The following is a 22,773-nucleotide window of genomic DNA, read 5'->3' as shown; positions in this document are numbered from 1 at the left end:
CGGAACTTTCGTCAGCGGCCACGGACGGCCCCGAAGAGGGCGGCACCCCGGTGGGGCGCCGGCTCATGCTCGGGATGCTCGGACTCGGCGCCCTCGGCGTGGCCACCGCGCCCACCCTCCAGCGTGGCCTGGAATCCTTCCTCGGCAGCGCCGCAGACAAGGACCCCACCGGTCTGACCGGCCTGCTCCCCAACGGCGGCGGCTTCCGCTACTACTCCGTCACGTCCTCCGTCCCGCACAAGGACGAGGACTCGTACCGCCTGAAGATCGACGGCCTGGTCGACCACCCCGGCACGTACACCCTGTCCGACCTGCGTGCCCTGCCGCAGACGCGGATGGTCCGTGACGTCCAGTGCGTCACCGGCTGGCGGGTGCCCGACACCCCCTTCGAAGGGGTACGCCTGTCCCGGCTGCTGGACGCCGCGGGGGTGCGCTCCTCGGCCGGGGCGGTGCGCTTCACCTGCTTCGACGGGGCGTACTCGGAGAGCCTGACGCTGGACCAGGCCCGCCGCGCCGACGTGCTCGTCGCCCTGCGCATGCAGGACAAGGACATCAACCACGCCCACGGCGGCCCCGTCCGCCTCTACGTGGCCCCCATGTACTTCTACAAGTCGGCGAAGTGGCTCTCCGGCATCACCGTCACCTCGGACGTCCGCCCCGGCTACTGGGAAGAGCGGGGTTACGACGTGGACGCGTGGGTCGGCCGGTCGAACGGACGTGACGATGAGACCACCTGAGACCCCCGGGACCGACGCCTCGAAGGCACCGGACGCGGCGCCCACAGTCGCACCGGTCGCACCGGCCGCCGCGTCGGAGGACGGGGAACGCCTCGCGGGGGCGCTGCGCGTGCGCCGCTTCACGCCCGCCGAACGCTGGGTGCACCGCACGACAGCACTCCTGATGGGAGTGTGCGTACTGACCGCGGGCTGCCTCTACCTGCCCCAGCTCGCCGAACTCGTCGGCCGCCGCGAGCTGGTCGTGCGGCTGCACGAGTGGTCCGGGCTGCTGCTCCCCGTGCCCGTCCTCGCCGGGCTCGTCTCGCGCGCCTTCCGGGCGGACCTGCGGCTTCTCAACCGCTTCGGGCCGCACGACAAGGTCTGGCTGCGCTCCGCCCTGCGCCGCGACGCCCGGCCGGAGTCCCGGCCGGCCGGGAAGTTCAACGCCGGGCAGAAGACGTACGCGGCCTGGATCGCCGGAGCCGTGCTCGTCATGGTCGGCACGGGGCTGCTGATGTGGTTCACGCACCTCGCGCCGCTGGTCTGGCGCACGAGTGCGACATTCGTCCACGACTGGCTCGCGCTGACCATCGGGCTCGTTCTCGCGGGACACATCGGAATGGCCCTCGCCCGCCCGGAGTCCCGGCGGGGACTGCGGACGGGCTCGGTCAGCCGGGAGTGGGCCGAGCGGGAACATCCGCTCTGGCGGCCGTGATCAGCGGGTGGGCTTCCTAGCCCAGCGCCGCTGCCAGGAGTTCGGCCGCCCTGGCGACGAGTGGTTCGTCCATCAGGGCGTCCGGGTCGGGCTTGGTGGACAGGACCGACAGCACGACCGGTGCCCCGGCCGGCGTCCAGGCGATGCCCACGTCGTTGGTCGTGCCGTACTTGCCCGTGCCCGTCTTGTCGCCGAGCGCCCAGTCCGCGGGCAGGCCCTTGCGGAAACGATTCGTGCTGGTGGTGTTGGCCAGCAGCCACTCGGTCAGCTGCCGCCTGTCCCGGGGCACGAGCGCGTCCCCGAGGGCGAGCTTCGCGTACGTCCGCCCGGCGGCGGCGGGGCTGGTGATGTCCGTCGTCCGCCACGGCTCGGCCGAGTTCAGCGCGGGCTCCCAGCGGTCGAGGCGGGTCGTGGGGTCCCCGATCGAGCGGCAGAAGCGGGTGATCGCGGTCGGGCCGCCCAGTTCGCGCAGCAGCAGGTTCGCCGCGGCGTTGTCGCTGTGGGCCATGGCCGCGTGGCACAGGGCGGCGACGGTCATGCCGCCTGCGAGGTTGTCCGGGCGGCCCGTCACGGGGGAGCCGCCGGCGTCCTTGAGGTCCTGCTCGGTGTACCGGATCAGCAGGTCCAGGAACTCGCCGCGCCGGTCCAGGTCCCGCAGGACGGCCGCGGCGGTGAGGGTCTTGAAGACCGAACACATCGGGAAGGTCTCGTCCGCGCGGTACCGCACGGTCTTGCCTGTGGCGGTGTTGTGGGCGTAGACGCCGAGGCGGGCGTTGTGGGTGCGCTCCAGCTCTGCGAGCGCCCTGACGGTGTCGTGGTCCGCCGTGTTCGGCTTCGGCGTCGGCTTCGCTGCCGCGTGGGCCGACGGGGCCGCGCCCGTGACCAGCGCGGCGCCGGCGCCGACGGCGGCGCTCAGGGTCAGCGCGGTTCGGCGGGTGGGGTGGAGGGGTGAGCTGTTCAAGGTGGCTCTCTCTTCCGCTGCGGACGTGATCACTTGCGTGAAGGGAGACTTCTGGGGGGCTCGTGTGGTTCCTGGGGGGTGGGGAAGTGGCGCGTTGTGGGTGGCTGGTCGCGCAGTTCCCCGCGCCCCTGAAAAGCGGCAAGACTGCGCCGTTCCCCGCGCCCCTGGGGGCTGTGTCGTTCCCTGTGGCCCGGAAGGGGGAAAGGCAACAGATTGCGCCGTTCCCCGCGCCCCTAGAACGGGCTGAAGTCCAGCAGGACCTTGCAGGATTCTGTTCTGTCTGCTGCCAGGGTGAAGGCTGATGTTGCTTCGGTCAGGGGGATCGTCGCGCTGATCAAGTCGTCGAAGCGTGGCTCCCTCGCCAGGAGTGTGAGTGCGTCGTCGAACTCCTCGTCGAAGCGGAACGCTCCCCGCAGGTCGATCTCGCGGCTGACCAGCAGGTTGCCGGGGAAGTCGCTCCGGCCCGGCGGGAGCATGCCGAGCTGGACCACGACCCCGCCGCGTCGCACCAGGCGCAGGCAGGTGTCCAGGCCGGCCGCGACCCCGGACGCCTCGACCGCCGCGTCCACCTCGGGCGGCCATGCGGCAGAGGCCGGTTCGTCCGCGCGTACGGTGGAGTCGGCGCCCGCGGCCACCGCGTACTCCAGTGCCCGTGGCAGCAGGTCGGTCGCCGTCACGTGCGCGGCCCCCGCCGCCTTCGCCGCCGCGACGACCAGGCAGCCGATGGGGCCGGCCCCGGTCACCAGGACGTGCTTCCCGCGCACGTCGCCGGCCCGGCGCACCGCGTGCAGGGCGACCGACAGGGGTTCGGCCAGGGCTGCCCGGCGCAGCGGGAGATCCGGCGGCAGTGACCTCAACTGGGCGGCGGGAACGGCGACTTGAGCCGCGAATCCGCCCTGTACGTGCGGGGTGCGGGCCGCGCTGCCGAGGTAGCGGGTGTCCCGGCACACGTTCCGGCGGCCGGCCGTGCACTCCGGGCACACCCCGCACGGGGTGGCGGGGTGCACCGCGACGGCCGCACCCGGGGCGAAGGCCGCGTCGGCGCCGGCTCCGTACGCGAGGACCGTGCCCACGATCTCGTGCCCGAGGACCATCGGCTCGCGGAGGCGGAAGTCGCCCACCCCGCCGTGCCGCCAGTAGTGGAGATCGGATCCGCACACCCCGCCGTAGCGCACGGCGACGAGTGCCTCGCCGGGGCCGGGGGAGGGGGCGGGAAGTTCGTCCACGCGCAGGTCGCCCTGGCCGTGGATCACGCAACCGAGCATGGGGGCGGTCCCTTCTTGCGGCTCTCAGAGGACGCTGGTCATGCCGCCGTCGACGTAGAGGATCTGACCGCTGACGAAGTCCGCCGCCGGGGAGGCGAGGAACAGCACGCCGCCGACCAGGTCCTCCGTACGCCCCCAGCGTCCTGCCGGGGTCCGGCGGCGGACCCAGGCGCTGAACTCCGGTTCGTCCACGAGGGGTTGGGTGAGTTCTGTCTCGATGTAGCCGGGGCCGAGCCCGTTCACCTGCACCCCGTGCGGGCCCCAGTCGGCACACATGCCCTTGGTGAGCATCTTCAGCGCGCCCTTGGTGGCCGCGTACGGGGCGATGCCGGGCCGTGCCACCTCGCTCTGCAGGGAGCAGATGTTGACGATCTTGCCGTGGCCGCGTGCGGTCATGCCCCGGGCGGCCTCGCGGCCCACCAGGAACGCGCTGGTCAGGTTGGTGTCGAGGATGCGGTGCCAGTCGGAGTCGGTGAACTCCAGGAGCGGGGACCGCAGTTGCATCCCGGCGTTGTTGACGAGGATGTCCAGCGGGCCCACCCGCTCCTCGACGTCCGCGATCCCGGCGGCCACCGACGGGCCGTCGGTCACGTCGAAGGCGGCCGTGTGGACCGCCTTGCCGGGCAGCCGTGCCGCGGCCTCGGCGAGCCGGTCCGGATCGCGGCCGTTCAGCACGACCGTGCAGCCGGCCTCCGCGAGACCCCGGGCCAGCGCGAGGCCGATGCCCCGGCTGGACCCGGTGACCAGCGCCGTACGGCCTCCGATGTCGAAGAGGGGGTGGGTCATCGCCGTACCTTTCTGGGGTACTTGTGGAGTACCTGCGAGCTGGATCGCTAGATCACCAGCGACAGCAGCAGCACCAGGCCTCCGGCGACCACCGAGATGATGGTCTCCATGACCGACCAGGTCTTGATGGTCTGGCCGACACTCAGGCCGAAGTACTCCTTGACCAGCCAGAACCCGGCGTCGTTCACATGGCTGAAGAACAGCGAACCGGCGCCGATCGCCAGGACGAGCAGCGCGGCGTGCGTCGTCGACATGTCGGCCGCCAGCGGGGCCACCAGGCCGGCCGCCGAGATGGTGGCGACGGTCGCGGAGCCGGTCGCGAGCCGGATCGCCACCGCGATCAGCCAGGCCAGCAGCAGCGCGGGGATCGACCAGTCCTTGGAGATGTCCAGGATCATCTGGCCCACCCCGCAGTCGATCAGCGTCTGCTTGAAGCCGCCGCCCGCGCCGACGATCAGCAGGATGCCCGCGATGGGGGCGAGCGACTTCTCGACGGTCGAGGACATCCGGCCCTTGGTGAACCCGGCCGCCCGGCCCAGCGTGAACATGGCGACGAGCACGGCCGCGAGCAGCGCGATCAGCGGGGAGCCGATCACGTCGAAGACGCGCTGCACCATGTGCGTCGGGTCGTCGACGACGATGTCCACCAGCGCCTTGGCCAGCATCAGCACGACCGGCAGCATGACGGTGGCGATGGTGGCGCCGAAACCGGGGCGCTTCTCCAGGTCCTCGGAGGCACGCTGGGGGATCATCTTCTCCGGCGCCGGGACGTCCACCCAGCGGGCCGCGTACTTCGAGAACACCGGCCCCGCGATGATCACGGTCGGGACGGCGACGAGGATGCCGAGGGCGAGGGTGACACCGAGGTTCGCCCCGACCGCGTCGATCGCGACCAGCGGACCGGGGTGCGGCGGGATCAGCCCGTGCATCACGGACAGGCCGGCGAGCGCCGGGATGCCGATGCGCATCAGCGAGTAGTTGCCGCGCTTGGCCACCATCAGGACGACCGGGATCAGCAGCACGATGCCGACCTCGAAGAAGAGCGGCAGCCCGATCACCGAGGCGATCAGCACCATCGCCCAGGGCATCGAGCGGCCGCCCGCCTTGGCGAGGATCGTGTCGACGATCTGGTCGGCGCCGCCCGAGTCCGCGAGCAGCTTGCCGAGGATCGCCCCGAGCGCGATCAGCACGCCCACGCCGGCCACGGTCGAGCCGAGACCGGCCGAGAAGCTGGTGATCGCCTTGTCGAGCGGCGCACCGGCGAAGGCGCCCAGCGCCAGCGAACCGATGGTCAGCGCCAGGAAGGCGTGGAGCTTGAACTTGGTGATGAGCAGGACGATGACGGCGATGCCCGCCAGTACGGCGATACCCAGCTGAGCGTGGCCCGCCGAGGTGATCGGCTCGACGGGATCCGCTGCCAGTATCTCGACGCTGAGTCTGGTCACGGTGCGTTTCCTTGCATGGGAGGGGAGAGGGGAGGGGCGCCCCGCAGGGGGAGCAGGGGGCGGGGGGGGCTTAGCGGGCGAGGCCGTCCAGCGCGGTCACGGCCCGGTCGGTGATCTCGTCGGGGCTGCCGGTGACGTCCACCCCGACACCCGTCTCGTCCGCCTGGAGCGGCTGGAGGGTGGCGAACTGGGAGTCGAGGAGCGCCGTGGGCATGAAATGGCCCTGGCGGTGCGCCATCCGGTCCTCGATCAGCTCGCGGTCACCCGTGAGGTGCACGAAGACGACGTCCGGGGCGGCGGCCCTGAGCCGGTCCCGGTAGGCGCGCTTCAGCGCGGAGCAGCTGACCACGCCGCCGAGTCCGGCCCGCCCGTGGGCCCAGGCGCCGATGGCGTCCAGCCAGGGCCGGCGGTCCTCGTCGGTGAGCGGCGTACCGGCCGACATCTTGGCGATGTTGGCCTCGGGGTGGAAGTCGTCGGCCTCGGCGTAGGGAACGCCGAGCCGGTCCGCAAGCAGGGGCCCGATCGTCGTCTTGCCCGTGCCTGCCACGCCCATCACCACGACGACGTGGGGGGTAGTCATAGCTGCCTCGCTGTCTTCTTCGACATCGGATGCCGGATGAATGTCGGGTGCCGCATCCGTCACGACACTGAAACCCATAGGTCAGATGAATTCAAGAGTCTGTGACGTATAAGTCTGACTTTTTGTTCGCGCTCTGTTCCTCGTACCCTGAACCCATGAGCACACCGGGCCGGGGGCTGCACGGCCATGTACTGGAACGCCTCGGTCCTTCGATCACCGCGGGCGAGTACCCCCCGGGAAGCGTTCTGCGCACGGACGAACTGGCGCAGCGTTTCGAGGTGTCACGCTCGGTGATGCGCGAAGCGGTCCGCGTCCTGGAGTCCATGCACCTCGTGGAGTCCCGCCGCCGGGTCGGCGTGACCGTCCGTCCCGCGAACGAGTGGAACGTCTACGACCCCCAGGTCATCCGGTGGCGGCTGGCGGGCGCCGACCGGTCGCGCCAGCTGCGCTCGCTGACCGTGCTGCGCTGCGCCGTCGAGCCGGTCGCGGCGGGGCTGGCCGCGAAGCACGCCACGGCCGAGCAGTGCGCCGAGCTGACCGAGTGCGCGCTCGGCATGGTCGCGCACTCACGCGGCCACAAGCTGGAGGGGTACCTCGTCCATGACATCGCCTTCCACCGGATCGTGCTGAACGCCTCCGGCAACGAGATGTTCGCGCGGCTCGGGGATGTGGTGGCCGAGGTGCTGGCGGGGCGTACGCACCATCAGGTGATGTTCGAGGATCCCGATCCGGCGGCGGTGACGTTGCATGTGCAGGTCGCCGAGGCGGTGCGGGCGGGTGACGCCGTGCGGGCGGAGGCGTTGACCCGGGAGGTTGTGCTTGGTGCGCTGCAGGAGTTGGACATTCTCAGCCCGGAGGGGTGACAGGTCCCGGTCCGCTGCCTGCTGTCGGCTGACGGCGCGTCGTGGCTGGGCGCGCCGTTCCCCGCGCCCCTTCGGGGGCTGCGCCCCTTCAAAGACAAAAGACTGCGCAGTTCCCCGCGCCCCTGGGTGGGTGGGGGTGCGCCTCCTGTGTGTCGGAAGGTCAAAGATTGCGCCGTTCCCCGCGCCCCCGGGCGTGTGGGCGCGGGCCTACGACACGTCTCCGTCCACGTATACCCATGCGCCGTTCTCCCGCTCGAAGCGGCTTCGTTCGTGGAGTGAGCCGCCCGTGTAGGACGCGCGGAATGTCACCGTGCCTGTCGTGTGGAAGGGCGTGCCCTCCGTTGTGGCGAGGATCTCCAGGCCCGTCCAGCGTGTCGACGGGTCCAGGTCCAGGCGGGCCGGGCGGGTGCGCGGATGCCAGGTGCGCAGCAGGTATGCCTCGTCGCGCTTGACGAACGCGCAGTAGCGCGAGCGCATCAGTGCCTCGGCGGTCGGTGCCGCGCCCTCACCCCGGTGAAACCGGCCACAGCACGCCTCGTACGTCTCCGCAAGACCGCAAGGACATGGGGGGTTGTGCGCGGGAGCTGAACGGCGCTGGTTGCGGGACCGCGGGGTGCGTCGGGACATGCGCTCCATTCTGCTGCACCACGGCCTGTGGCGGATCCGTGAATCAGGCGCCGCGACACGAGTACATCGTGTGCGAGCTGTGCGTGGTGCCCTCCATCGAATCTCCTTGCGGGGTGGCGTGAACACGCCTTGCATACGCAACTACCCAGCCAACAGGGTGGATTGAGCACTTGAGCATCAGGAGTCACAAGCGTGCTGCTTGACCCCGGACGGCCGTCCGGCCGGGGCACTGACGGGGGAAGCTGATGCGGTGTCGTGGACCGGCGTGCCTTCCGCACGTCCGGAGACCTCCGCGTGCGCCGGATGCGAACCACCCCCTCTGCCGCCTCTTGGTGCATGTCATCCGGTGCCCGAGATCCGATGAGGAGGGGGAATGCCGATGAACGCGGTGAACACTGCCAGGCCCACGTATCCCGGCGTATACGTCGAAGAACTTCCCAGCAGCGCACGGACCGTCTCGTCCGTCACCACCTCGGTGACCGCCTTCGTGGGGCACACCAGGCGCGGCCCGCTGAACGAGCCGGTGCGCGTCACGAGCTTCACCGAGTTCGAGCGCCGCTTCGGGGGCCTGAGTTCACGCAGCGCCGTCGGCTACGCGGTGCACCAGTTCTTCGGCAACGGCGGCACGGTCGCCGTGATCGTCCGCGTCGCCAAAGCGAACAGCGGGAAGGCCGCCCGCGTCACCCTGGAGTCCACCGAGGGCCACAGCGGGAGCGCGGTCCTCGACGTGCACGCCAAGGAATTCGGCGTCTGGGGCAACGGCCTGCGCGTCGCCGTCGACCACGACACGCCCCGCCCCGACGAGACCTTCAACCTGCGGGTGTACGACGCCAGGGGCCGGGCCCGGGAGAGCTTCACCGGGCTGTCCATGGACGCCTCGCACGGCCGGTACGCGCCGACCGTGATCAACGCCGGGTCGCGGCTCGTCCGCGTCGAGGCCGTCGGCGAGGGCCGGCCCGACCCGTCCGGCACCGTCTCCAAGCCGTTCGGGCACGACCTGCCGAACCTCGCCGTCGACCTGACCGTCAAGATCGGTGACGTCGAGCGCGAGTTCACGCTGTACGACCCCGACTGCGACGGCGAATCCCCGTCCGGTGTGGCCGAGTTGGCCCTGCTGCTCGAAGGCAAGCTGCGGGCGCTGCCCGACGCGCCGGGACGGCACGCCTTCGCGGGCGCCGAGGTCACCGCCTTCGGCCGGCGCCTCCAGGTCGTCGCGGGCTCCACCGACCCCGAGGACGTCGTCCGCTTCGTCGGCGAGTGCGCCAACGACCTGGGCCTTGAGGCCTCCGTCAACCCGCCCGTCTTCCCGCTGGAGGGCGGCGAGGACGGCGAGGCCCCCGGCCCGCGCGACCTCATCGGCAGCGAGGCGGGCAAGACCGGCCTCCAGGCGCTGCGCGGGGTCGCGGACGTCAACCTGCTCGTCCTGCCGGAACTCGCGGCGTACGAGTCGACCGACGACGCGCTCACCGTCATCTCCGCGGCCCAGCGGCTCTGCGAGGAGCGGCGGATCTTCCTGCTCGTCGACGCGCCCGGCACCTGGGGCAGCGTGGACACCGCCCGCGCCGGACTCGCCGCCTTCGACGCCGTCCGCGGCAACCACGCCGGCCTGTACTTCCCGCATCTGCAGCTCACCGACCCGCTCACCGGACGGCTGCGGTCCTTCCCGCCCTCGGGCGCGGTCGCGGGGGTCATCGCGCGCACCGACTCCGAGCGCGGGGTGTGGAAGGCGCCGGCCGGCACCGAGGCACGGCTCGCGGGAGTCCACTCGCTGACCGTCGACCTCACCGACCGCGAGAGCGGCCTGCTCAACCCGCTGGGCGTCAACTGCCTGCGCACCCTGCCACTGGTGGGCCCGCTCGTCTGGGGCGCGCGCACCCTGGAGGGCTCCGACGCGCTCGACAGCGAGTGGAAGTACGTGCCCGTGCGACGGCTCGCCCTGCATGTCGAGGAGAGCCTGCAACGCGGCCTGCAGTGGGTCGTGTTCGAGCCCAACGACGAGAACCTGTGGCAGCAGATCCGCCTCGGCGCCTCCTCGTACCTGCACACGCTGTTCCGCCAGGGCGCCTTCAAGGGCGGCACTCCGCGGGAGGCGTACTTCGTCAAGTGCGACCGCGACACGACGACGGACGAGGACATCGCGAACGGTGTCGTCAACGTCCTGGTCGGCATCGCACCGGTCAGGCCGGCCGAGTTCGTCGTGGTCAGGATCCAGCAGACGTCCGGGCAGTTCGAGCTCTAGAACCGACGTACCGGTGAGGGAGAACGTGAAGGAAAACGATGGCTGAGTTCACTGTCAACGCCCAGCGTTTCGACCCCTACAAGAACTTCAAGTTCCTTGTGCTGTGGGACGGTCGTACGGTCGCGGGCATCAGCAAGATCAGTCCGCTGAAGCGGACCACCGAGGTCGTCAAGCACCGGCACGGCGGCGATCCCAGCTCGCCGCGCAAGTCGCCCGGGCGCTCCGAGTTCGAGGGCATCACGCTGGAGCGCGGGGTCACCCACGATCCCGAGTTCGACCGCTGGGCCAACAAGGTCTGGCAGGTCGGCGCGGGCCTCGGCTCCGAGGTGTCCCTAGCGGATTTCCGCAAGGACATCGTGATCCAGGTCCTCAACGAGGCCGGGCAGGTGGCCGTCTCGCACAAGCTCTACCGGACCTGGCCGAGCGAGTACCAGGTGCTCGGTGAGCTGGACGCCAACGCCAACGCGGTGGCCATCCAGTCGCTGAAGCTCGAATGCGAGGGCTGGGAGCGGGACTACGAGGTGCCCGAGCCGGAGGAGCCCTCGTTCCTGAACCCCGCCTGACCGGCACGGGGTCGCAGGACAGCTACGACAGCTGAGACAGCTACCTCAGCTGGGACGGCTGGGACAGCAAGGGCTGCGGGGGCAGCGGGGCCAGCGGGGGCCAGTACGGCCAGTACCGCCAAGGCGGCCAAGACGGCCGGTACGGAACGGGGGGCAGGGCATGACGATCACTCGGGCGGCCGAACTACTCACCACCTGGGAGACCGGGCTTGTCCAGGCCCCGTCCGGACGTGCCCTGCTGCTCCACCGCGCGGCCCGCCCGGACACCGGGGCCGAGACGCTGTCCGCGCTGCCGGTGGGCGAGCGGGAGGCGGACCTCTTTGCGTTGCGCCGGACCCTGTTCGGCGAGCGCATGCAGGTCCGCCTCGGCTGCTCCGCCTGCGGCGAGGACATGGAATTCGACCTGGACGCCGCGGAGTTGGCCCAATCGACGGGTACTCCCGCCCCGCCCTCGGTGCGGGTCGCCGAGGACGGCTGGGAGATCGAACTCCGGGTGCCGAGTGCCGCCGACCTGACGGCGGCGGCCCGGCACCCGGAACCTCGCCTGGCCCTGCTGGAACGGTGCGTCGTCTCGGCCGTACGCCATGGCGCGGACGTCCCCGCCGACGCGCTGCCGGAAGCGGTGCGGCGCCGGCTCGCCGAGGCGGCGCAGGAGGCCGACCCGGGCGCCGACCTCACGCTCAACGTCAACTGCCCCGAGTGCGGAGCGGCCACCCGCGCCGAACTCGACATCGCCTCCTATCTGTGGACCGAACTGGACGCCTGGGCGCGCGACGTGCTCCTCGACGTCCATCTGCTCGCCACCGCCTACGGATGGAGCGAGCCGGAGATCCTGGCGCTGAGCCCGCTGCGGCGCCGCTACTACCTGGAGCTGTGTGCCGATGTCTGACCCCCTGGGCGGACGCCCCGAGCAGGAGCGGGCGTCACGGGCGCCCGACTTCTTCGACCGGCTGCTCGCCCGGCACACCCCGGCCGCCCTGCCGCCCGCGGACGTGGTGCGGCTCCGACCGCGACTGGCCGGCCCCTTCGAACGGGCCGAGGCGGTACGGGCCACCGCGCCCGAGCCTGACACGGCGGGCCCTCTGTGGCCGACCGCACCCCAACAGGGCTTGCAGGCAACGGACTTGCCGGGGCCGACCGTGCGCGAGGTCCAGCTCCGTACCGAGCGCGAGCGGACCGTGGTACAGGCCGGGCGGCCGGTGTCCGACGAGTCGGCGCCCCGGCCCGTGCCGCGGGAGCTGCCCCAGGTGCCGTTGCTGCGGCCCGCCGCCGACGTCCTACCGGCGTTGCGGCCGGTTCCCGACTCCGTGCGGCGTTCCGCCGGGCGGGGCGAGCCGGAGCGGGCCTCCTCCCCGAGCGCGGTGTCCGTGCCCCTCCCCTCGGGCGCGGGCGTCGCTTCCCCCGCCGCCGTCTCCGCCGCGCCGCGACCCGGTGCCGCGGACACGGCGGCGGCCCGCGACGCCGCACGGCAGGCCACCGGCCGACGGTCGGGGCGCGGCGGCGAACAGGTGGTCCAGGTACAGATCGGGCGCCTCGAAGTGACGGCGGCGGGCGCCGCCCCGGCCGGGGACGGCCGTCGGCCCGCCGCCCCCGGGCGACCGGCGGCGACCGTGAGTCTGGCGGACTACCTGGCGAGGGGGCGCGAGTGAGACACCCGAAAGCCCGCTGCCGACCGATCGGCGCACGACGGACCGAGGAACCGACGTCATGAGCAACGCACTTGTCATCGCCCACGTCACCCAGGCCCTCGCCCTGCTGATCGAGGCCAACCTGCAGCCCGACATCGACATGGCCGTCAAGGTCGAGCCGCGCAAGCCGTCGGCCGACCCGCCCGCCGACCCCACGATCACGGTCTTCCTCTACCAGGTCACCCCCAACACCTCGCAACGCGGCGCAGACCTGCCCACCCGCGCCTCCGACGGCACGCTGCTGAAGCGCCCCGCGGCGGCACTGGACCTGCACTTCCTCATCAGCGCGTACGGCGACGAGACGGAACTGGTCGGCCAGCGGCTGATCGGCTCCGTCGTGCGCACGCTGCACGAGATCCCCGTCCTGCCGCTCGACATCATCGAACTGGCGGGGGAGAAGCCGTACTTGGCCGACAGCGACCTCGCCGGGGCGGCGCAGCGGGTGCGGTTCACGCCCACGGTGATGGACATCGACGAGACCTCGAAGCTGTGGGGGATGCTCCACCAGACCCCGTACACCCTCTCGGTGGTCTATCAGGCCGCGCTCGTCCTGATCGAGGGCCGCGAGACACCGGTGGCGGCCAAGCCGGTGGAGCGGTCGACGGTACGGGCGCTGCCGTTCGGGGCGCCGAACGGCAGCGCGCCCGTCGCAACCGCCGCCGCGCAGGAACCGGCCGGGAGGTCGGCCATGGCGTCGGCCGGGACGTCAGGCAAGGCGTCGACCGGGACATCGGCCGGGACGGCGACCGCTACGGCCTCCGCGAAGGTGGCGAAGGCGCCGGTGAAGGCCGCGGCCAAGACACCGGCCCGTACCCGTACCAATAAGGGTGCGCAGCCCGGCAAGGCGGCCCAGGCGAGCAGGGCCCCGCGCGGCGCGGCCAAGGGCACGGCGCCCGCGACCCCGAAGCCCGGGGCCCCGACGGACTCCACGACCCCCGACGGCGGTCCCGACCGCACGGAGCGGTGAGGCGGCATGCGGACGACGGGGGCAGGCAGCAAGGGCATGGGCGGACACGAACCGGGCGGGGAGGACACAGGGGGCGGCGGCGCGACGCTGACCTCGGAGATCCGGCGCGTACTCGCCCGCGTCGACGCGCACGCGTCCCGCGCGTCCCGTACGAGCGAGTCGGCGGGCACCTCTGAGGGCACCTCCGCAGGCCCGGACTCCGACGGTTCCACCGGTGCGGCGGGTCCGGGGACCGGTCCCCTCGACGCGCTGGTCGGCTGCTTCGGGCTCACCCCGTTCGAGCGGGATCTCGTACTCCTCACCGCCGCCTGCGAGTTGGACGCGAGCACCGCCGCCCGCTGCGCCGCGGCGAGTGGGGACCCGGAGCGCGCGTACCCGACGTTCTCGCTCGCCCTGGCCGCGCTCGCCGAGCCGCACTGGAGCGCGCTGACGCCGGTCGCGCCCCTGCGGCGCTGGCGGATCGTCGAGCCGGCCGACGAGTCACGGCAGTCCCAGGCCCTCACCCTGTCCCGGCTGCGGCTCGACGAACGCGTCCTGCACTTTCTTCTCGGCTCGCCCTATCTGGACGCGCGCCTGCACGGCCAGTTGCGCCGCGCGCCGGTCCCGGAGGAGCTTCCGCCGTCGTACGAGACGGCCGCGGACCGGATCGCCGAGGGCTGGACCACGCCTGCCCGGCCTGCCGCGCCGCTGCTCGTCGAGGTGGTCGGCGGCGACCTGCGCAGCCGGGCCGACCTCGCCGCCGCCGCGGCGGCCCGCTCCGGGCTCGCCCTGTACGCGATGAACGCCGAGGACATCCCGACCGCCCCCGCCGACCGCGATCTGCTGGCCCGGCTGTGGCAGCGCGAGGCGATCCTGCTGCCCGCCGCCCTGCTCGTGGAGGCGGGTGAACTCGACCGCGACCAGCACGCGGCGACCGACGCGTTCCTCGCCGGGGCGGCCGTCCCCGTCGTGGTGTCGAGCCCCGACCCGCGCCGGTCCGACCGGGCGCGCGGCGAACGGGTGACGGTGCCGAGCCTGGACGACGAGGAACAACTGGCCCTGTGGGCAGGCGCGTTCGACGGCGTCGTCGACATCGGGGAGAGCGAACTGCGGTCGCTGGTGGCGCAGTTCCAGCTGCCGCCCCATGTCGTACGGACCGCCGCGGCCGCCGTACGCCGTGAGCTGCCGGCCGAGGACGCGCCGGACCCCACGCCGCCGGAGCCCGCGCTGCTCGCCTGGCGGGCCGGGCTGAACGAGGCCCGGATCGGCATGGACGAGCTGGGCCGCCGTATCGAGCCGGACGCGGGCTGGGGCGACCTGGTGCTGCACGAGCGGCAGACGAGCGTGCTGCGGGAGATCGTCGCGCATGTGCGGCAGCGCGCGACGGTCCACCAGGAGTGGGGCTTCGCCGCGACCCTGCGCCGGGGCCTCGGCGTCACCGCGCTCTTCGCGGGCGGCTCGGGCACCGGCAAGACCCTCGCGGCCGAGGTGATGGCCAAGGAACTGGGCCTGGACCTCTTCGTCATCGACCTGTCCCAGGTGGTCAGCAAGTACATCGGCGAGACCGAGAAGAACCTGCGCCGTGTCTTCGACGCCGCCGAACGCGGGGGCGCGCTCCTCCTGTTCGACGAGGCCGACGCCCTCTTCGGCAAGCGCAGCGAGGTCAAGGACAGCCACGACCGGTACGCCAACCTCGAAGTCAGCTATCTGCTCATGCGCATGGAGGCCTACCGCGGCCTCGCGATCCTCACCACCAACATGAAGAAGGCCCTCGACACGGCGTTCCTGCGGCGGATCCGGTTCGTCGTCGACTTCCCGTTCCCGGCCGAGCACGAGCGCGCCGAGATCTGGCGCCGCGTGCTGCCGCCGCAGACCCCGGTGAAGGGCATCGAACCGGAGCTGCTGGCCCAGCTGACCGTCGCGGGCGGCTCGATCCGCAACATCGCCCTGTCCGGTGCCTTCCTCGCCGCCGAGGAGGGCGACCGCCTGCAGATGCGGCACATGCTCGCGGCGGCCCGCACCGAGTACCTCAAGCTGGAGCGCTCGCTCACACCGGGGGAGGTCCGCGGATGGGTCTGAACGGCGTGAACGGCGTAAACGAGGGCGCGGGCGGGCGGCCGGACGCGATCCGGGTGAACATCGGCGAACTCGTCCTCGACGGCTTCACGGTGGACCCCGACCGGGTGTCCACCGCGTTCTCACACGAACTGACCCGGCTGGTACGGGAACACGGCGTGCCGCTGGCCACCGGGCGGGGCGCGGTGACCCTGGACGCGCTGTCCGGACTGCCGCCGCTGCCCGCCGGGCTGTCCGCGCGACGGCTCGGCCAGGAGCTGGCACGGGCCGTGCACGCGGGACTCTCCGGCCAGGGGGAGGTGCAGGCCCCATGAGCGGCAGCTCACCCACCCAGGACGCCGGTTCGGAGCAGGCCGCCGAACAGCGGCGCCGCAGGCGCAAGGAGCGTGCGGCCAAGGCCCGCGCACCCGAGCCGAAGGACATCGTCAGCGGTGCCGGGCAGCCGCTCGACGCCGGCGTACGGCGGGAGCTTGAGGAACAGCTCGGGCACGACCTCGGCCGCGTACGGCTGCACACCGGGCGGGACGCCGGACAGCTGACCGAACTGCTCGGCGCGGACGCCGTCGCCGTCGGCCAGGACGTCTTCTTCCGCGAGGGCGCCTACCGTCCCGGAACGGCCGACGGCAGGCGGCTGCTCGCCCACGAGCTGCTGCACACCGTGCAGAACCCGCACGGCCTCGGCGCCCTGCGGGCCGGCCGCGACCTCGGCGCGGTGAGCCTCCCGCAGCAGGCGATCGAGCGGGAGGCGGAATCGGCCGCCCAGAACCTCGTACGCCCGACCGCCGAAGAGTCCGAACAGTCCGCACAGTCGGCGCAGTCCGCGGAGGCCGTGGAGGGGGCCGCCTCGGCGGTGGCACCGGGGCAGGCGACGCCGGGGTGGCTGCGGTACGCCACGGTGGACGCCGACCGGCGTCGCACGGAGGCGCTGGACCCCGCGACCCTGATCGACCGCCTGGCGAACGGTGTCCTGAGGTCCCTGCGCGGCGACCCGGAGGACAGGTCGGGCCGGGTGCGGCTGCAATTGGCGCGTATGGCACCGACGGTGCAGGAGACCGTGCTCGACCGCCTGGAACAGAGACTGCCCACACCGGTCCTGGACCGGCTGCTGGAGGCCGTGGAGGAGGCGGAACGGACCTGGCCGCTGCCACCGAGGGCCGCCACGGCTCCGACGGCTGTGCCCGGTGCGGCGGAGGAGATCGCGGAAGAACGTGAGCGGGCCTCCACCGAGGAGCGGCGGGCGGAGGAAGAGAGCGCGGCGGCACCCAGGGAGGGGGAGGACCGGCAGGAGGACGACGGGCCGTCCGCGCCGGGCGACGGACAGGACGGGCGTGCCCCCGACTCCGAGGATCAGCAGGACGGCGCGTCCGGCGGGCGGACCGGGTCCAGGGACGGTGAGGAGTCGGCCGGGCGGCAGCAGGAACGGTCCCAGGAGCGGCAGGACGACCGGCAGTCCTCCGGACAGGACGCGCGGAGAGACGCCTCGGACGAACACAAGGACGCGCGGAACACCCAGGAGGAGCAGAAGGAGCAGGACCGACGCGACTCCCGGGACGAGGAGCAGGGCGCGCAGGACGAGGCCGCGCAGGAACCTGAGCGGCAGGCGGGCGAACAGGATCCGGGGCAGTCGCAGGACCCGGTCGCCGAGGCCGCCGGCCGGCAGGTGACCGCTCCTGCGGCGGTGGACCGGAGCGGGGCTGAGCCCGGTGAGAGGTCGCGCACCGGCGACGACATCCGTGCGGCCCGCACCATGGGCGATCCCGACAATCAGCAGGACGCCGACGACGAGCCGTTGGGACTGGAGGCGGAGTCCGCCGAGGGCGATGTCGAACCGGACGCCGACGACGACGCGGGCCGTGGCACGCCCGCCGCCGACACCGCGTCGGGCGGGGACACGGTGACCGACCCGCGGCTGTTCGAGCGACGCAAGCGGGGAGCGCCCCGCGCGCCGGCCCTTTCGCTCTCCGACGGACCGCCGGCCGCGGACGCGGTCCAGGACGTGACGGGGGCCGAAGGCGGCGGGGACACCGCGGTGCACACCGAGGAGGACGACACCGAGGACCGGGCCGTCCAGGAACTGATGGACGGCCTGACCACGGACGACGACTCCACGGCGGACGCGGGCAGCACGTCCGCCGCGTCGACGGGTGGCGGAGCGGCGGCGACGTCCATATCGGTCACGGGTAAGGACGCGGACAACGAGCGGGCGGCAGAACGCCAGGAGGACGCCGAGGCCGCCCGGCGCGACGAGGAGGCACGCGCCGCCGACGGTGCCGGACGGGATGTCGTGCCTTCCTCCGGTGAGGCGGCCGGGCCCGACCGGTTGGCCAAGGCGGACGAAGAGGCCCGTACCCGGTCCGCCGGCTCGCCCTCGGGAACCCAGGGCGCGTCGGACGGCGGGTCCGGCGGTGCGGCGGCAGGCCGACAAGGCGCGGCGGGCGCCGCGGACCGGAACGGCACGGAGGCCGGCCCGGACACCGGAAAGGAGCCCGACCGGCAGGCCGGCGGCGGTACCGACCAGGCCGGGAGCGTCGCGGACCGGGACGGCGGTGGCACGAGTGAGGGCGAGGGCGGTACGGAACCCGCACCGGCCACGCCCGGCCCCGGCGGGCAGGACGTGACGGAGGGCAAGGGCGACGCCACGTCTCCCGGCCCCGTGACAGGCCCCGACAAGGTCTCCACCCCGGGGCCCGTCGACGCTCCGCAACTCGCCCCGGGCAACGGCCCCTCGCCCATGTCCGCCGGACCGCAGGCGGGGAACAACACCCCCAAGGTCACCGAGGCACCGGGACCCGCACGCTCGGCAGGCGGATCGGCGGGCTCGCGTGCCCGGCCGACGGGCAGCAGGAAGCAGGCGGCACGTCAGGCCGCGAAGAGCGCTCGCAGAAGCGGCGGGGGCGGTGGCCGTTCGGCTTCCGCGCCCGCGCCCGTACGGGCCGGTGGCCGGGGCGGCGGCGGTCGTACCGCCACGGCCGGCGGATCGAAGCCCAAGAAGGAGGCGCCGGCTCCGGATGTCTCCAACGCCACACCCGAGTCGGGCCTGGCGACGGCCGGGTCCCTCGAACCGCACCAGGCGCTGGAGACCCTGAAGGGCGTCGACGGCGCCGTGGGCCGCTCCGTCGACAAGGAACGCTCGGCTCTGCGGAAGGCGCCGCCGACCATGCGACGGCCGTCCGGCTCGCCGCGCACGGTCCCGGGCGGCCCGACACCCGCGGCCCCCGGCACCTACACCGGTGCCAAGGTCGCCCGCACGGAGGCCGCCGCGGGCAGGACGGCCGAGATCACCGGCGAGCAGAAGCCGCAGGGCGAGGTGCCGGGCGCGGACGTGCCGGAGCCGAGCTGGTGGGACATCGCGCTCACCATCGGCGCCCAGCTGTTCGGCAAACTGCTGAAGGAGATCCTCCCGCTCGACGACCTGATCGACTCCATCCTGGGACTCCCGACCCATGACGAGGGCATGCGGAACGCCCGGGTGGGCGACGCCCCCCGACTGCCGCTTGAGGACGATTCCGACCCGGGGCGCACCGACGAGCAGAGCGGCAAGCTCGACGAGCGGAAGACCGAGCTGCACCGGTCGGGCCGGGCGGACGCCGCCCTGCCGATGGGCGAGGACCAGCTCTACCCGGACGTCCCCAAGGAGACCCTGACCGCCAAGGCGGCCGGTGGGAAGGGCGGGGCGAAGTCGAGCGGGCCACGGTCGGTGTCCGGGGGCGTGCCCATCGAGTCCGCGTCCGCGGTGGCCGAGCACGACCGGGGACCGCAGATCCGGGCCGGCTTCTCCGAGGGCCGGCAGAAGATGGGCCAGGAACGCCGGAACAAGGACAAGAAGGCGACGGACGACCGCAAGCAGCACGACGACGACCTCGGACGCGAGGTGGACGCCAGCGGCAAGAAGCAGGCCGACGCCCGTGACAAGGGTCGCTCCGACATCGCCGACTCCCGCGACCGGTGGCGCAAGGAGCAGGACGACAAGGTCTCGGAGATCGACGACAAGAAGGGCAAGAAGTACGACACGGTCCGCAAGGACATCAAGAAGAAGGAGGAGGACACCGACAAGGACGTCGACAAGCGCACCGAGGACGACAACAAGAAGATCGAGACGGAGCAGACCACCGCCGAGCAGGAGGCGGAGAGGAAGCAGAACGAGGGCAAGGACGACGCCGACAACTGGCTCGAAGAGGCCATCGAGAAGCTGAAGGACTTCTTCGAGACCCTCAAGAACGCCATCAAGAGCGTCTTCGAGAAAGCCCGTCAGGTCGTCACCGATCTCATCGACACGTTCAAGCAGCAGGTCTTCAAGCTCATCGACGACGCCCGCAACTGGGTCGTCGAACAGATCAACACCTTCGCGGACGCCCTGATCGCCCTCGGCGACGAGCTCCTCGCCGACTACCCGGCGATGCGTGACAAGTGGCGCAACACCATCGACGGTGCGCGTGACTGGGCCGTGCAGAAGGTCAACGAGTTCGCCGACGCACTCAAGGAGGTCGCCGGCAAACTGCTCGACGGCCTGTGCGGGGCGCTGCTGGCGGGGCTCGACCTCCTGGAGGGCGGTCTGCTCGCGGCCGTCGACATCGCCGAGACCGTCACGGTCGGCGCCCTGGAGTTCGGTGCGGCCGTCGTCCAGGGGCTCGGTGAATGGGCGGCCATCTTCAACGACATCGTGTCCGACCCCGGCGACTGGATCAGCAAGGCCGGGGCCGCCGCCGAGACGGGCGCCAGGGACCACCTCTTCGACGAGATCAAGACGGCGGTCAAGGCCTGGTTCAACCAGAAGGTCCAGGAAATCATCGGGATCCCGATGGAGGACTTCCAGGAACTGCTCGACGGCGGGGTCACCGCGGAGCAGATGGGCCGGATGGCCTGGGACGAGGCCCTGCCGCAACTGCCCGTCATCATCGGTGTGCTGGTCCTCGAAAAGGTCGTCGCCAAACTCATCCCCGGCGCCGGCTGGGTCATGGCCGTCATCGACGCCCTGCAGACCGCCTGGGGCGCGCTCAGCGAGATCCTCGCCGCGTTCGGACTCTTCATGGACTTCCTGAAGTCGGTCAAGAGCGGAAACGGCGCGCTGCCGTTCGCGAAAGCGGTCGCCGCCGGTGTCGTCGCGCTGCTTGAGCTCGTCTACACCTTCCTCATCGAGGGCGTCGGCCGGTTCATGGGCAAGGTGGCCGACAAGCTCGGCGACATGCTGAAGAACCTCCGGAGGAAGAAGGACAAGCCGGGCGGGCCGGACGCCCCCGACCAGCCGGCCGCGCCCAGCAGGCCGAAGGACGAGAAGCCGAAGGACGAGGCGCCGTCCGGAACGGACAAGGACGCCGACCGGCCGACGCCGCGCAAGCCGTCCCCGGACAGGACGTCACGGCCCCGGCCCGGCCCCCGCCCCGGGAAGCGGTCCTCCCCGGAGAAGAAGCCGCGCCCCTCGCACACCACCAGGCCGAAGAAGCGTCGCGACGACGACGAACGCCGCGAGGAGGGACGCGACGTCAACGCGGCGAGGCGCAAAGCCAAGGACGCGGAGAAGAGGACACGCGACGAGGAGCGGGACGCTCGTACCGCGGGCCCCGGACGCCGTGGCCCCGCCCGGGACACACTCCGCCCCGACCGCCGCCGCCCCGGCACGGACAGTGCGGACGGCCGCGACCCCGCAAGCACGCGTCCCGGCGAGCGGCGCCCCGACGACCGCCGCACGGAGCCCGACCGAAAGGACGACCGGCGTCCCGACCCGGACAGGGACGGGAAGCGTCGTCCCGGGGACCGTCCCCGTCGGGCCCGTCGTGCGCGCCAGACCGTCAAGTCGGCGGCCGGCAGGGCGCGTCGGGCCGCCCGCAGGCTCCACGGCAAGGCCCGCCGCAAGCTCGGCAGCCGCCTGAACGACCGGCTGCGCCGACTGCGGGACCGCTGGCGCCGCAACCGGGACCGCACGAGGGACGCCCGATCCCGCAGGAGTCACAGGGAGCGGTCGGAGCGAAGCAGGCGCGACACCTCCGACATCACCATGCCCACGGTGCGGTACGCCGACGCCGACGACGGGGAGCAGCACACCCTCGCCTTCCATGGCCGGGGCGCCAGGGCACCGCTGTACGTCCACAGCACACCGGCCGAGATCCCGGCGTACCTCGACAGTTGGAAGCAGGACCTCGGCAGACCGGAAGCCAAGCCGCACAAGTCGGAACAGGAAGGCTTCCTCAAGCAGGCGCACGTCAAGTTCACGAAGGTCCTGGCGGAGCAGGCCCGTCCGCTGAAGGAAACAGACAAGGAAAAGCGGGCGAAGGAGAAAAGAGACAAGGAAAGGGACCTCAAGAGGGCGATGATGCGGTTTGCCGACGAGGCACGCCATCGCGTCTACTTCGACATTCCCCATGAGGAGCTGCAGGACTTCGCCGACGTCTCCCCGGTCGGCGATGAGGACACGCGCGGCAGCGAGGAGCACAAGTCCAAGTTCATCGGCAATCCCAGCAAAACGCTGTTCGGCGGCGGCGGGCAGGACGCCCGGAAAGCTGCGGACGGCCAGCCTCCCGGGTGGGATGACATCTCGGATCGAGGGTTCAGTGCCAAGGGAGCCTGGGTGCGTATGCACCTGCTTCCGGAAAGCCTCGGGGGCAAGGCGAAGGGGAACAACCTGGTCCCGGCGCGCAGAGAGACGAACAAGGATTTCTACCGCCAGCTGGAGGGTCCGGCGTATCACGCCGTTCCGGAGCCCGAGCCGATCATCTGGTACCGGACGAGGGCCACGTTCCACGGGGGCCCTTCCCATGTCGCGAGCTACATCTACGCGGAGTACGGCGGTTACAAGAAGGTCGGCGGAACCGGGAAGGACCCGAAGGACTGGGAGGAGGACGAGGCGCCGAGGATGACGGTCGACCGTTCTCCACTCCCTCTGGACCCGAACGGCAGGATCGGACTGTCCATCAACGGTGCCGGCAGCCCGTCCATCAACAAGCGCCTCATCGGAGGTTCTCATGAGGCGCTCGCACGGCACTTCGTCGATGCGCGCAACGAGCTGCACAAGAGCGAGGAGAGCCTCTCCGACGTAGGTGATGTCGAATTGATGATGCGCAACTACAAGCTGAGTCATCCAACACTGCGACTCACAGGTCTCGATACCCTGCTGGCCGGCCTCAGAAGCAAACATGAAGAAATCAATTGGACCTGGGAGTTCTAGAATGACTCAGCAGGATGCAGAATTCATCTTCCCCTACGAGCAGCGTTGTGCCGCGGTGTTCCAGGAGCTGAAAGGAGCCGAAGGGCTCCATGTGGGAAAAGCGGAGTTCGGTCGCCTCTCCAAGCTGATGCAGGACCCGGGTCC

General features: G+C 71.8%; 17 protein-coding genes. 11 read left to right on the top strand and 6 right to left on the bottom strand.

What is annotated here, in order from left to right:
- Window positions 1-65 precede the first annotated feature (65 nt).
- Together C6Y14_RS35975 and C6Y14_RS35970 are read left to right on the top strand one after the other, a co-directional pair.
- Window positions 66-737 (top strand): molybdopterin-dependent oxidoreductase, encoded by a 672-nt coding sequence (locus C6Y14_RS35975; protein ID WP_107021221.1) that lies wholly within the window; start codon window positions 66-68, stop codon window positions 735-737.
- On the top strand, window positions 724-1,431 hold the full coding sequence (locus C6Y14_RS35970; RefSeq protein ID WP_107021088.1) for a cytochrome b/b6 domain-containing protein: 708 nt from the start codon (window positions 724-726) through the stop codon (window positions 1,429-1,431). The genes C6Y14_RS35975 and C6Y14_RS35970 overlap by 14 nt, the downstream gene beginning before the upstream one ends.
- A gap of 16 nt (window positions 1,432-1,447) precedes the next feature.
- On the opposite strand, the gene bla is transcribed toward C6Y14_RS35970, so the two are convergent.
- From bla to C6Y14_RS35945, 5 genes are all read right to left on the bottom strand, one after another.
- Window positions 1,448-2,392 carry a class A beta-lactamase gene (gene bla, locus C6Y14_RS35965; protein ID WP_107021220.1) on the bottom strand — a complete coding sequence of 315 codons (945 nt, stop codon included), beginning with the start codon at window positions 2,390-2,392 and terminating at the stop codon, window positions 1,448-1,450.
- A gap of 233 nt (window positions 2,393-2,625) precedes the next feature.
- Window positions 2,626-3,657 (bottom strand): L-idonate 5-dehydrogenase, encoded by a 1,032-nt coding sequence (locus C6Y14_RS35960; RefSeq protein WP_107021087.1) that lies wholly within the window; start codon window positions 3,655-3,657, stop codon window positions 2,626-2,628.
- 24 nt (window positions 3,658-3,681) lie between these two features.
- Entirely contained in the window at window positions 3,682-4,443 is a 762-nt protein-coding gene (locus C6Y14_RS35955; RefSeq protein WP_107021086.1) for a glucose 1-dehydrogenase, read from the bottom strand.
- A gap of 47 nt (window positions 4,444-4,490) precedes the next feature.
- Complete coding sequence (locus C6Y14_RS35950; RefSeq protein WP_107021085.1) at window positions 4,491-5,888, bottom strand: GntT/GntP/DsdX family permease; 1,398 nt, start codon at window positions 5,886-5,888, stop codon at window positions 4,491-4,493.
- Between the two features lie 70 nt (window positions 5,889-5,958).
- On the bottom strand, window positions 5,959-6,468 hold the full coding sequence (locus C6Y14_RS35945) for a gluconokinase (protein WP_199854982.1): 510 nt from the start codon (window positions 6,466-6,468) through the stop codon (window positions 5,959-5,961).
- A 155-nt stretch (window positions 6,469-6,623) separates the two neighbouring features.
- Here C6Y14_RS35945 and C6Y14_RS35940 point away from each other — a divergent pair, with 155 nt between their 5' ends.
- Window positions 6,624-7,331 carry a FadR/GntR family transcriptional regulator gene (locus C6Y14_RS35940; RefSeq protein ID WP_107021084.1) on the top strand — a complete coding sequence of 236 codons (708 nt, stop codon included), beginning with the start codon at window positions 6,624-6,626 and terminating at the stop codon, window positions 7,329-7,331.
- Window positions 7,332-7,538: 207 nt separating this feature from the next.
- Here C6Y14_RS35940 and C6Y14_RS35935 read toward each other — a convergent pair whose 3' ends face one another.
- Window positions 7,539-7,958, bottom strand: coding sequence for a YchJ family protein (locus tag C6Y14_RS35935; RefSeq protein WP_107021083.1), 420 nt, complete (start codon window positions 7,956-7,958; stop codon window positions 7,539-7,541).
- 373 nt (window positions 7,959-8,331) lie between these two features.
- Here C6Y14_RS35935 and C6Y14_RS35930 point away from each other — a divergent pair, with 373 nt between their 5' ends.
- The 8 genes from C6Y14_RS35930 (at window position 8,332) to C6Y14_RS35895 (ending at window position 22,629) form a co-directional block, all read left to right on the top strand.
- Window positions 8,332-10,197: a phage tail sheath family protein gene (locus C6Y14_RS35930; RefSeq protein WP_107021082.1), complete on the top strand. Its 1,866-nt coding sequence runs from the start codon at window positions 8,332-8,334 to the stop codon at window positions 10,195-10,197.
- 38 nt (window positions 10,198-10,235) lie between these two features.
- Window positions 10,236-10,760: a phage tail protein gene (locus C6Y14_RS35925; RefSeq protein WP_055614510.1), complete on the top strand. Its 525-nt coding sequence runs from the start codon at window positions 10,236-10,238 to the stop codon at window positions 10,758-10,760.
- Between the two features lie 160 nt (window positions 10,761-10,920).
- Window positions 10,921-11,649, top strand: a complete 729-nt coding sequence (locus tag C6Y14_RS35920; RefSeq protein WP_107021081.1) for a T4 family baseplate hub assembly chaperone — start codon at window positions 10,921-10,923, stop codon at window positions 11,647-11,649.
- Window positions 11,642-12,409 (top strand): hypothetical protein, encoded by a 768-nt coding sequence (locus C6Y14_RS35915; RefSeq protein WP_107021080.1) that lies wholly within the window; start codon window positions 11,642-11,644, stop codon window positions 12,407-12,409. The genes C6Y14_RS35920 and C6Y14_RS35915 overlap by 8 nt, the downstream gene beginning before the upstream one ends.
- 58 nt (window positions 12,410-12,467) lie before the next feature.
- On the top strand, window positions 12,468-13,415 hold the full coding sequence (locus C6Y14_RS35910) for a DUF4255 domain-containing protein (RefSeq protein WP_107021079.1): 948 nt from the start codon (window positions 12,468-12,470) through the stop codon (window positions 13,413-13,415).
- 6 nt (window positions 13,416-13,421) lie between these two features.
- Window positions 13,422-15,473 carry an ATP-binding protein gene (locus tag C6Y14_RS35905; protein ID WP_404828875.1) on the top strand — a complete coding sequence of 684 codons (2,052 nt, stop codon included), beginning with the start codon at window positions 13,422-13,424 and terminating at the stop codon, window positions 15,471-15,473.
- Window positions 15,464-15,784 (top strand): hypothetical protein, encoded by a 321-nt coding sequence (locus tag C6Y14_RS35900; RefSeq protein WP_107021078.1) that lies wholly within the window; start codon window positions 15,464-15,466, stop codon window positions 15,782-15,784. Before C6Y14_RS35905 ends, C6Y14_RS35900 begins: the two co-directional genes overlap by 10 nt.
- Window positions 15,781-22,629 carry an eCIS core domain-containing protein gene (locus C6Y14_RS35895; RefSeq protein ID WP_107021077.1) on the top strand — a complete coding sequence of 2,283 codons (6,849 nt, stop codon included), beginning with the start codon at window positions 15,781-15,783 and terminating at the stop codon, window positions 22,627-22,629. Before C6Y14_RS35900 ends, C6Y14_RS35895 begins: the two co-directional genes overlap by 4 nt.
- Window positions 22,630-22,773: the final 144 nt, after the last annotated feature.

This window comes from Streptomyces dioscori (genome assembly GCF_003024195.1).
In the GTDB taxonomy this organism is placed as follows: Bacteria; Actinomycetota; Actinomycetes; order Streptomycetales; family Streptomycetaceae; genus Streptomyces; species Streptomyces dioscori.
The sequence above is the reverse complement of the archived record's forward strand: the minus strand, read 5'-3'. Positions and strand labels throughout refer to the sequence as shown.